This window comes from Okeania sp. (assembly GCF_983059655.1).
Genome location: NZ_CEZPJD010000104.1, coordinates 1 through 11,059, shown reverse-complemented (window position 1 = coordinate 11,059; position 11,059 = coordinate 1). Strand labels below are relative to the sequence as shown.

At 34.6% G+C, this 11,059-nt stretch carries 6 protein-coding genes; all 6 read right to left on the bottom strand.

The annotated features are described in order from the left end of the window. The coding region (locus AC3DU7_RS08645; protein WP_488038944.1) for a hypothetical protein at positions 1–1,176 on the bottom strand (1,176 nt) is incomplete at its 3' end. A gap of 468 nt (positions 1,177–1,644) precedes the next feature. After that, positions 1,645–2,205 carry a prepilin-type N-terminal cleavage/methylation domain-containing protein gene (locus tag AC3DU7_RS08640; protein ID WP_488038943.1) on the bottom strand — a complete coding sequence of 187 codons (561 nt, stop codon included), beginning with the start codon at positions 2,203–2,205 and terminating at the stop codon, positions 1,645–1,647. Positions 2,206–2,341: 136 nt separating this feature from the next. Beyond that, positions 2,342–5,629, bottom strand: a complete 3,288-nt coding sequence (locus AC3DU7_RS08635; protein ID WP_488038942.1) for a pentapeptide repeat-containing protein — start codon at positions 5,627–5,629, stop codon at positions 2,342–2,344. A gap of 393 nt (positions 5,630–6,022) precedes the next feature. Next, the gene (locus AC3DU7_RS08630; protein WP_488038948.1) at positions 6,023–6,088 is read right to left on the bottom strand and encodes a pentapeptide repeat-containing protein; all 66 of its coding nucleotides are present in this window, start codon (positions 6,086–6,088) and stop codon (positions 6,023–6,025) included. Between the two features lie 360 nt (positions 6,089–6,448). Continuing rightward, entirely contained in the window at positions 6,449–9,505 is a 3,057-nt protein-coding gene (locus AC3DU7_RS08625) for a pentapeptide repeat-containing protein (protein ID WP_488038941.1), read from the bottom strand. Positions 9,506–9,779: 274 nt separating this feature from the next. Then, the coding region (locus AC3DU7_RS08620; RefSeq protein WP_488038940.1) for a CHAT domain-containing protein at positions 9,780–11,059 on the bottom strand (1,280 nt) is incomplete at its 5' end.

Sequence of the window (11,059 nt, the reverse complement as noted above, 5' to 3'; positions counted from 1 at the left end):
ACCAGTGTTGCCTCCACCACCAGTGTTGCCTCCACCACCAGTGTTGCCTCCACCACCAGTGTTGCCTCCACCAGTGCCGTAATCAACTAACTGAGCATTAACAGTAGAACCAAAAATATTATCCTCTGGGTTGAGAAACTGACCAGCGATACCTGCACCAAACTCTGCTGCAAACTTAGCAATAAGTTCACCATCAGTCGCAGCAGCAGTATCAGTCGCCACCTCATTCAAAGCAGAAAGACCGCCACTAATTTGTGTGTCATAATCAACAGGAGAAAATTCCGTAACCATGTGAGAATTTTCGGCGAATATTCGGTTGGAGCGTTCAACACCAGTATTCTGCTCAAAGATCCGGAAGTCGGCATCAGGGTCTCCGTTGATAGGTATACGAGCAATATTCACCGCACCGAAACCATAATCATTCCCAATACCACCAGGCAGACCAATAGGGTTGCCATTAACATCCAGGAGATTCCAGTTAAAAGATAGTACCTCTCCCTCGTCCATGTCGTCTACTGTAATGACAAAACCATCAAGGACATTATTACCGTTATCAACAGTCTCCCAGTCAGCAACTACAGGGTTGGTAGGTCCTTGGAGTTGGCAACCAGGAACTAAGGCACAACCACCAGGAGTATTTCTCGGTCCAACACCAAGCAAGTCACGGTTTGGTATCGGTCCACTAGACAGGGTATTAAAGTCTGACTGAACAGCATCCCATTGAATAGCAGTTTCAGTTGATTGCACTACGCTACCAGTGTTAATAAATTGTTGATTTCCTGGTAAAGGATCTCCATCAGGACCGTTAGGACGACCGTTACCGTCAATTCCTGCGCCGGCAAAAGAGGGTGCTGCACCCTCAGTGACAAAGGTGTTTGTTCCTTCTGTGAGGGCAATACGAACGCCAGCAGCAGGTTGGTTAGACCAGTTGAGAACTTCAAAGGCTAGTTGAAATTTATCTCCTTCTGGGTCGTCTTCTACTGCTTTAATATCAGTGAACCGGAAACAGAAGACTGGAGGCAATACCGTTAGAGGTGGTGGCGCGGGTGGTGGGTCTGCTAGGGCGGCTTTGACTCCGATGCCACAAGTAGAAGCGATCGCTACTAATACTGCTTGACTTAAACTATTTAAGCGATGAATGGGAATTTGAGTAATTCTGATTTTTCTGAGTGACATTTGTTGTTCCTCATCAGTATGTCTGAAGCGGTGAGGAGCTATAAAAACTAGCCTCTCTTTTCTGCTTCTAATTAACTCTTTAGGAGGGAAACTCAAAATTATGCAAAAGTAGTCAAATATTTTAGATAATCATTTGTTATTTTTTTGACAAGTAAGATGAAATCCGGTTATACAGTCGTTGCACTTTCTACCAATGCAGATATAAAATGCCGAAATATTCCAAGATTTTCCCACTCTCATCTTTTAACTACTAATGTTTCTCAGTGATATTTGTTATTCCTAATGAGTATGTCTGAAGCTGTAAAAAGTAGTTTCTCTTTTTTGCTTCTAATTAACTCTTTAGGAGGAAAACTCAGAATTATGCAAAAGTAGTGAAATATTTTAGATAATTGTTTATTATGTATTTTCACAATTCATATAAATAGGACTTGCGTATAATACCAATTTCCTTCCTGCCTTCTACCTTCTTCAATCACAATATTGGTCTAATTCCTGTTGTATATCCTCTGATGAAATAGATGATAATTCAGGCAATATATCGCTTATAAATTCCTGAATATAAGCTTCACATTTCATTCTGTACAGCTTACTATTTGTTATATATATAATTTCTGCATAAGATTTAATAGTTGGATTCTTAGTTAAAGCTACTTGAATTGCTATTTCATCATTAATAAATGGTATGCCATAGAAATAGTTTTGTGTTTTGTGTGAAAAACCAAGTATATTCAAAATAAAATCATTATTATTGAGTTGATCTTTTGGTGGAAAAGATTCAAACTGATTTAAGTTATTTTTAAACTGATTATCTTCAATATAGTTACTAATTTGTTCATCCGTGACGGCCTTTATGTAAGTAATCCCTTCAACTTGTTTTGCTTTGCTCACTTGATTTAAAAATGCAACTAAACCAATAGATGACAAAATTCCAATAATAATAATCACGACTAACAACTCAATTAAAGTAAATCCTTGAGTGCTTTTTCGGTTGTTTAAACGCTGTAAAAAAAAACGAGATAAATTATTCATTGTTCCTGTAATTTAATCGGTATAAAAAATGTTCCATCTCAACACTATTGCCAAATCTTTCTTTAATCTCCCCTACTCTCTGTACGGACGTTGCATGCAACGTCCCGACTTCCGTATCCGTGTATCCGTACCATAATCAGTGTGAGCCACTTCCTCTTAAAAAGTAAATTAACAATTTTTCTACAGCTTCATTCATCAAACTAGCAGCGGGATGTTCGGCAACAATACCTCTTAATATTCTGATGGCTGACTTCACAGAATATTGATTTTCTTGACTGGGAAATTCTCCTAATTTTGCTAAGATTTCTACTTGTTTTAAAGCTTCTGTTTTATCTGCTGGAGTTAACCAATTTTCCGTTTCAATGGCTAATTTTAAATCTGTCAAAATTTCGGCAAAATTAGGTTGATAAATTCCATGTAAATCTCGCCAATTAGGAGGGGTTTCTGCGGGATTTTGACAAATTATTGGTAACCAACTTGCACCAGGAAATTTATCTTCCATTACTTGTAATTTTTCCCTGGCTTTTCGCACGGAAATATATAGAGATTTACCACTAGCAAATAATTGCATAAAATTCTGGAAAAATTCCTGGGCAACTACGTCTGGAACTGGTTTTTGCATGACAATAATTGCCGGAATATATAGTCGAGCGAGTTGTCTGGCTAAACCTAATCCATCACAAGAATTGAAAATCGCTAATTTTAGACCTTTCCTAATAGTTGTTACTAGGGCATTTTCTAATTCCTCAATTGTTATTGTTGTTTGATTTCCTAAATCAAAATATCCAGTACTCCCATCTTTTGCACTGTGACTATGACCAGAAAAACAAAGAATATCCCAACCTTTTTCATCGCATAATTTTTTATCTAGTTCTTGGCGACTTGGTTGAACTAAAGAAACAATTTCTGCCTCTCTGGAAAAACTAGACAAATATTGTTTATCTGCCTCAATATTTATGCCTTTGTCATCTCCAAAAATTGCTAAGATGCGGATTTTTTCCCGAGTAATATTTAACTTTTCGACTCGGTTAGCTTCTGGCAGAGCTATGGCAGTTTCAGCAAATTGATAATCTGAGCAAAATTTCCATAGGTGCCAGGGAAGGCGTTGGATTAAATTATCTTCAGATTGAATAATTAATCGGACTTTATCTGAAGGTTTAATTTTAGTTCGTAGTTGACTTTCTATCCGAGCAAAATTGGGAAAACTTAACCAGTTATTGATCGGCGATCGCCACTCTTTCTCTAATTCTTGAATCTGAGTAATTGTTTGTTTTACATCTTTTATAGAAACATTTGTCTTCTGGTTTTTTTTGATTTTGATTCTAGAGGGCAAGCTTAAATTTTGATACAATTCTGTTAATTTTTGATATTTTTGGCTCCACTGTTGATGGAGTTGATAAATTTCTAAGTTTGAGGGTAAGTTACTGGTAATATCCATGGGCAAAGGATGACCATCTGACCAGATATAGGCTTTAATTCTGGTAAAACCTTTTCTCAAGCTCCCTCCTTCAAAATTGAGAATAACTAATTTTTCTCTGGTGATGGCATTGGCAGATGTTTGGGTTTTTAACATCTGATTCATCAAGAACATTCGATATTCATTTTCCTCTGTTTTTCGACGGTATAGAATAACTTGTTTTTCTATTCCTGCCAACTGTTTCTGATATTTTTCTTCTAACGCTATGACAGTTTCATCATAGATTTGTACAAATTTCTGATGAATTTTTTCTTTGTTAGTTTCTGGGGGTACGTCGATTTTTACTACCATTACTCCATCGCCTTTATTTTCCATTGATTTAATTTTCATCGGAATGCCTTGATTTTCTACTTGCACTTTTTTAAAGGAGGACGTAAAAGCTTTGGCATCTACTCCATTTCGGAATATTAAATCTACAGTATTTAAGAATTCTTGGAATAATTTTGTAAAGTCTCCTTTTTGGAAATATCCACTACTGGGGCGACGTTCTCTATCGTCTGTTTCTGGTTTTGGTTTCTCTAATAAATAGATATATTTTGATTCAATATGATCGAGGATAGTAGTGTGGTCAATATTCCAAGCTTCTAGACAAGTTCCTGACATTTGAGCGGTGGTAAAATTGGTGCCTATTGCTAATGTTTCGGTTAAGTTTGCGTTGTTTAAATTGGCAGCTTGTAGGGAAGATTCGCTTAAGTCAGCAAGTTTGAAATTGGCATTACTTAGGTCGGCACTTATCAGGTTTGCTCCTCTTAAGTTTGCTCCTATATACTCTTGGTCTCTTCCCCATCCAGTTATTAATAAATCTCTAACTTTTGGGTCATCTAATATTGTTGTTTCGACTCTGGCAAATTTTAAATATTTGGTTTGTCGCCAGAATGTTCGAGTGGTATTAGCAAATCGAAAATCTGTACTTTTAAGGATGGCATGACTAAAGTTGACATCGGTTAAATTTGCATCTTTAAAATTGGTGCCTTTTATAGCTGCAATGGTAAGAGCAAACTGTAGGATGAAAAGATTATTTTCGTCTTCTGCTAGGATTTTTTTTGCTAGACTTCTAGCGATGAAAATCAAGGTTGAATGAATAGCGATCGCCAGAATAACTACCATGACTATAATCGGTATTTCGTATTGTCTTACTTGAATTCTAGCAACATTTCCTGTGGCAACTACTGTGATAATATTTACCCATATTAATGCTAAGTTTACTAGCTGCTTACCAGAGATAATTTCAGCTAAAATCATTCCTAAGCTGAGAGTAAAAATTAATATTAATATTGCTATTACACAGAGAATCAAGCTGAAAAATATAACCAAAGTTTTATTCTCAGGATCTTCATTATAAGTTAAGAAACTAATTAAGTATCTAAAGACCCGATCAATTTCAAAATGCTCAAACATATCTTTAAACATATTTGACAATTTAAAAACTATACTAGGCAATGTATTTTTAAGCCCCAAAAAACTCGAAATTTTTCTGACCTCTCCCTCATCAAAATTTACAAGAGCTGCACATATTACAAGTATTACTACCATCAAAATAATTAAAGTAAATAAATACACCCAAATTTTTTTAATTCCTTGACGAACTATTATTACTAATAAGCTAATATTGATAAATTCTAGGAGAGGAAAAATAACTATACCAAGCTGAATTGGAAATTGTTGAGTTGTTTTACTAGATACTAGTCTGATGGGAAAATAAGTGGCAAGACCTGCTCCTATACCTGCAGCCAAAAATAAGACAACTACCAGAATAAAAATCAGTCTAGTCTGAGATTTTGTTAATCCTGCTAAAGCATAATTGAACTTAGCACCTGTAAGATTTGCTCCAGAAAAATCTGCCCCTCTTATATCTGCATAAGAAAAGTCTTGACCAGTCAAATCTTGATTTTTAAATGAACGACCTTGAAGATTTCTCCGTGGTCGTCTGGATGTATTAATTAACATTAAATTCACCTCCTGAAAGTTTAAGTAGAAAATTTCTTTATTCTGTAATTATTTTTCATTCGCCAAGAAATAAATTTCTTGACTTACAGGAGAAGTCATCTAAATATGACTAATAACTGTTAACTGATAACTGTAAAGAAATTTATAATTTTTGTGTTGCCTTTTGGACATATTAATTAATATTAGAACTGATTTTAAGCTTATCATTTATTTTTAAATTTTCTTACCATATATACGTTTTTATGCTTATCTTTAGTTTTTTTTTACAAATGATTTTTCTGCCATATTCTGCCCCAAATCCTAAGTTTTTGGCCGCTCAAACTTAAAAAGTTGTACTTTAAGAAATAATTTATTCATTGTTAATTTCTGTTAACGTAGTTTCTCTGTAGGAGACTAGCTGAATGCTGAAAAATAACTACCCGTGAGATTTGTATTGGTAAAATCTGCTCCTCTAAAAATGACTAATAACTGTTAATTGATAACTGTTAACTGATAACTGATAACTGATAACTGTAAAGTGGTTGTTTGGATGTATTAATTAGCATAATTATTTACTCCTGAAAAATTAAGTGATTATTTGTCATCCGCTTCATCCGCCAAGAAATAAATTTATTGGCTCATAGCAGAAGTCATCTTTAGATGACTAATAACTGTTAACTGATAACTGTAAAGTGGTTGTCTGGATGTATTAATTAACATTATATTTACCCCCTAAAAAATTAAATAGAGTCATCTTTAGATGACTTAAACTATTAGCCAAAGATTTTAATCCTTGGCTTTAAATGACTAATAACTGTTAACTGAAATAGCTGATAACTGTTAACTGATAACTGATAACTGAAATGACGGAGGAACTTCTGCGGAATTTTGACAAATAACTGGCAACCAACTAGCACCAGGAAATTTATCTTCCATTACTTGTAATTTTTCCCTCGCTTCTCGCACAGAAATATATAGAGATTTTCCACTAGCAAATAACTGAAGAAAATCCTGTAAAAATTTCTGGGCAACTACATCTGGAACTTCTTCTCGCATGACAATAATTGCCGGAATATGTAACCTAGCAAGTTGTCTGGCTAAACCTAATCCATCGCAAGAATTGAAAATTGCTAACTGTAGACCTTTCTTGATAGTTGTTACCAGGGCATTTTCTAATTCCTCAATTGTTATTGTTGTTTGATTTCCTAAATCAAAATATCCAGTACTCCCATCTTTTGCACTGTGACTGTGACCAGAAAAACAAAGAATATCCCAACTTTTTTCATCCCATAACTTTTCATCTATTTCTTGGCGACTTGGTTTAACTAGAGAAACAATTTCTGCTTCCCTGGAGAAACGAGATAAATATTTTTTATCTGCCTCAACATTTATGCCTTTGTCATCTCCGAAAATTGCTAAGATGCGGATTTTTTCCCGAGTAATATTGAATTTTTCGACTCGGTTAGCTTCTGGCAAGCCTATGGCAGCTTCTGCCAATTGATAATCTGAGAAAAATTTCCAGAGATGCCAGGGAATGTGCTGGATTAAATTATCTTCAGATTGAATAATTAATCGGATTTTGTCTGAGAGATTAAATTTAGTTCTTAGCTCCTTTTCTATGCGATTAAAATCTGAACTGTTTAACCAATTGTTGAGGAGAAGTTGCCACTCTTTTTCTAACTCCCTAATCTGACTAATTATTTTGTGGACTTCCTGATATATATCTTTTTTAGAAAAATTTGCTGTCTGCTCTTCCTTCATTTTGATTCTAGGAAGGAAGCCTAAATTTCTATAGCATTGTCTTAATTGTTCGTATTTTTTGCTCCAGTCTTGATAGAGTTGAGGAATTTTTAAATTTGGGGGTAAGTGACTGGAAAAAGAAGTTGGTAAAGGATGACCATTTGACCAAATATTTGCTCTAATAACTGGAAAACCTGTGGCAAAACTTCCTCCTTCAAAATTGAGAGTTACTAAATAATTAGCAGATTTTGATTTTTGAAATATCTGATTAACCAAAGACATCGTGTGTTTATTTTGTTCTTCTGAACGAGTAATTTGTTTTTCTCTTTGTGCCAACTCTATCTGATGTTTTCTCTCACTTTCCTGAAGAGTTAGATTTATCTGTTCTTTGATTTCTTCTAACTCTTTCTGATATTTTTTCTCTAGCAGTCTCACATTTTCATCATAGAATTGGATAAACTCTCGATGAATTTTTTCTTTATCTGTTTCTAGGGGAACGTCAATTCTAATTACTACTACTCCATCGCCTTTATTTTCCATGCCTTGAATTTTCATGGGGGTGCCTTGGTTTTCCACTTGCACCTGTTGAAAAGATGACATAAATGCTTTGGCATCTACTCCATTTCGGAATATTAAATCTACAGTATTTAAGACTTCTTGGAATAATTTTGTAAAGTCTCCTTTTTGGAAATATCCACTACTGGGGCGACGTTCTCTATCGTCTGTTTCTGGTTTTGGTTTCTCTAATAAATAGATATATTTTGATTCAATATTATCCAGGATAGTAGTGTGGTCAATATTCCAAGCTTCTAAACAAGTTCCTGACATTTGAGCGGTGGTAAAGTTAGTGCCTATTGCTAATGTTTCGGTTAAGTTTGCGTTGTTTAAATTGGCAGCTTTAAGAGAAGCTTCTCCTAAGTCTGCTAGTTTGAAATTAGCGTTACTCAAGTCGGCACTCATCAGGTTTGCTCCTCTTAAATTGGCATCTATATATTGTTTATTTCTGCCATCTCCAGTTATTAATAATTCTCTGACTTTTGGCTCATCTAATATTGTTGTTTCAACTCTGGCAAATTTTAGATATTTGCTTTGTCGCCAGAATGTGCGAGTAGTATTAGCAAATCGAAAATTTGTACTTTTGAGAGTGGCATGACTAAAGTCTGCATCGGTTAAATTTGCATTTTCAAAATTGGTGCCTTTTATTGCTCCAGCGACAACAGCAAATTGTAGGATGAAAAGATTATTTTCGTCCTCTGCTAGGATTTTTTTAGCAAGATTTCTAGCGATTGATATTAAGGTTAAAGAAATAGCGATCGCCAGAATAACTACCATGACTATAAACGGCATTTCGTAGAGTTTTACTTGATTTTTAGCAGCAATTCCTGTGCCAACTGCTGTGATAATATTTATCCATATTAATGCTAAATTTACTAGCCGTTTACCAGAGATAATTTCAGCTACAATTATTCCTAAACTGAGAGTGAAAATCAATATTAATATTGCTATGGCACAGAGAGTTAAGCTGAAAAATATAACCACAGTTTTATTCTCAGGATCGCCATTATCAGTTAAGAAATTAATGATTGCTTCGAGCAAATTACCAAATCTAAAATCTTTAAACCATTCTGACAATTTAATAACTGTACTGGGCAATTTATTTGTTATTCTCAAAAAACTCAAATATCTTTCGAGACTTTTCTCTGAGATACCCAGAAATGAAAATATTACAGCTATTAGCATCATCAAAATAATTAGAGTAAATAAATACCACCAAGTTTTTTTAATTCCTTGGCGAACTATTATTACTAACAAGCCAATATTGATAAATTCTAGGAGAGGAAAAATAAATACTCCAATCTGAATTGGAAATTTTTGAGTTACTTTGCTAGAAATAAGTCTGATAGGAATAACAGTAGCGCCACCTGCTGCTGTACCTGCAGCTAAAAATAAGAAAACTACCAGAATAAAAATCAGTCTAGTCTGAGATTTTGTTAATCCTGCTAAAGCATAATTAAACTTAGCACCCGTGAGATTTGCTCCAGAAAAATCTGCTCCTCTAATATCAGCAGAAGAAAAGTCTTGATTAGTCAAATCTTGATTTTTAAATGAACGATTTTGGAGATTTCTGCGTGGTTGTTTGGATGTATTAATTAGCATAATTATTTACTCCTGAAAAATTAAGTGATTATTTGTCATCCGCTTCATCCGCCAAGAAATAAATTTATTGGCTCATAGCAGAAGTCATCTTTAGATGACTAATAACTGTTAATTGATAACTGATAACTGATAACTGTTAACTGATAACTGATAACTGTAAAGTGGTTGTTTGGATGTATTAATTAGCATTATATTTGCTCCAGAAAAATCAAGTTTTTCTTTGTAATACAAGCCCCCTAAGTCCCCCAATTTTGGGGGACTAGAGCAAGCAAATTTACTCTTGTTCCCCCCAACGTTGGCTTGCTCGGGGGGCAAAATTCAGTGATTTTTTTCTTTCCAAATTTTCCCTATTCCCTGCTATAACTGATAACTGAAATAGCGGAGGAACTTCTGCGGAATTTTGACAAATAACTGGCAACCAACTAGCACCAGGAAATTTATCTTCCATTACTTGTAATTTTTCTCTCGCTTCTCTTACTGAAATATATAGAGATTTTCCACTAGCAAATAACTCCAGAAAATCCTGCAAAAATTTCTGAGCAACTTTGTCTGCTACTTCTTCTCGCATAACAATAATTGCCGGAATATGTAACCGAGTAAGTTGTCGAGCTAAACCTAATCCATCGCAAGAATTGAAAATTGCTAACTGTAGACCTTTCCTAATAGTTGTTGCTAGGGAATTAGAAAATTCCTCAATTGTCATTTTTGTTTCATTACCTAAATAAAAACATCCGGTACTCCCATCAGCTTTACTTTCACTATGACCAGAAAAACACAGAATATCCCAACCTTTTTCATCCCATAATTTTTCATCTAATTCTTGGCGACTTGGTTTAACTAAAGAAATAATTTCTGCTTCTCTGGAAAAACTAGATAAAAATTGTTTATCTGCCTCAACATTTATGCCTTTGTCATCTCCGAAAATTGCTAAGATGCGGATTTTTTCCCGAGCAATATTTAATTTTTCCACTCGGTTAGCTTCTGGCAAACCTATGGCAGTTTCAGCAAATTGATAATCTGAGAAAAATTTCCATAAGTGCCAGGGAATGTGCTGGATTAAATTATCTTCAGATTGGATAATTAGTCGGACTTTATCTGAGGGATTAAATTTAGTCCGTAGTTCCTTTTCTATGAGATTAAAATCTGAACTGTTTAACCAGTTGTTGAGAATAATTTGCCACTCTTTCTCTAATTCCCGAATCTCAAGAATTATTTTCTGGGCTTTTTTCTCTAGATCTTTTTTGGAAAAATTTGTTGTCTGCTCTTGCTTAATTTTGATTCTAGGAAGCAAGCCTAAATTTCGATAGTATTCTCTTAATTGTTTATATTTTTTACCCCAGTCTTGATAGAGCTGAGAAATTTTTAAGTTCGGGGGTAAATTACCTGTAAAAGAAATTGGTAAAGGATGATAGTCTGACCAAATATTTGCTCTAATAACTGGAAAACCTGTGGCAAAATTTCCCCCTTCAAAATTGAGAGTAACTAAATAATTAGCAGAACTTGATTTTTGAAATATCTGCTCAACCAAAGACATCATGTAATTCTTTTGTTCTT

Excerpts from the sequence above, each read along its gene's own strand:
- AC3DU7_RS08640 (WP_488038943.1), bottom strand. The coding sequence starts at position 2,205 with ATGAATAATTTATCTCGTTTTTTTTTACAGCGTTTAAACAACCGAAAA.
- AC3DU7_RS08635 (WP_488038942.1), bottom strand. The coding sequence starts at position 5,629 with ATGTTAATTAATACATCCAGACGACCACGGAGAAATCTTCAAGGTCGT.
- AC3DU7_RS08625 (WP_488038941.1), bottom strand. The coding sequence starts at position 9,505 with ATGCTAATTAATACATCCAAACAACCACGCAGAAATCTCCAAAATCGT.